Below are 754 nucleotides of genomic sequence, written 5' to 3' on the forward strand. Positions count from 1 at the left end.
TCCACGGCGACTTGCACGTTGTATCCGACAACGCCGGACCCGCGGCCGCTGGTTGCCATCGAGCGGCTATCGGGATCAGTCAGGGAGATTTGCTGGTCGGGCGAAGCCAGCATCTGCTTCTCGTAAATAGCAAGCTTGCCCATTTCGTCCTTCAGTTTTGTGAGCTTCTCATTAAGCCTCGTCACCTTCGCGGCCAGCGCTTCGGTCGGCTCGTGTCGGTCAGCCGTATCAAGCTGGCTCAGATACCGCGCGACGCTCTCCTCCAGCTGAGCACGACGCCGTTCCACCTTCGCCCGTGTGAAGTTCCTGTCCCGGTTGTTCACGGCTTTGAATTTGCTGCCATCGATCGCAACGCTCGCCGTTGCCAGTAAACCCATCTCTCGGCAGAGTTCAACGAAGCGCGCACACACCTTGCGGAGTGCCAGGCCGCTGTCCTTGCGGAAGTCGGCAATTGTCTTGTGATCGGGAGCGAGCCGACCCAGCAGCCACATCACCTCAACATTGCGGCCGGCTTCTCGTTCGAGCCGCCGGCTCGATTGCACCCGGTTCAGATAGCCATAAATGTAAAGCTTCAGGAGAACCGAGGGGTGATACGACGGCCGACCCGTTGCGGCCGGCTCCGCTCCCTCGAAGCTTAACTCGGCCAAATCGAGCGCATCGACAAACACGTCGATCACCCGAACAGGGTTGCTCTCGTCAATGAAATCATCGAGGCATTCGGGCAACAACGTCGACTGCCCACGATCCGCCTCCG

1 protein-coding gene is annotated in these 754 nt (G+C 59.7%); it reads right to left on the reverse strand.

The window, feature by feature from the left end:
* Positions 1-754, reverse strand: a 754-nt coding sequence (locus XI09_RS05300) for a transposase (RefSeq protein WP_271565929.1), incomplete at both ends; no start/stop codon positions are given.

Origin of the sequence: Bradyrhizobium sp. CCBAU 11386, assembly GCF_028128955.1 — a bacterium.
Classification (GTDB): Bacteria; Pseudomonadota; Alphaproteobacteria; order Rhizobiales; family Xanthobacteraceae; genus Bradyrhizobium.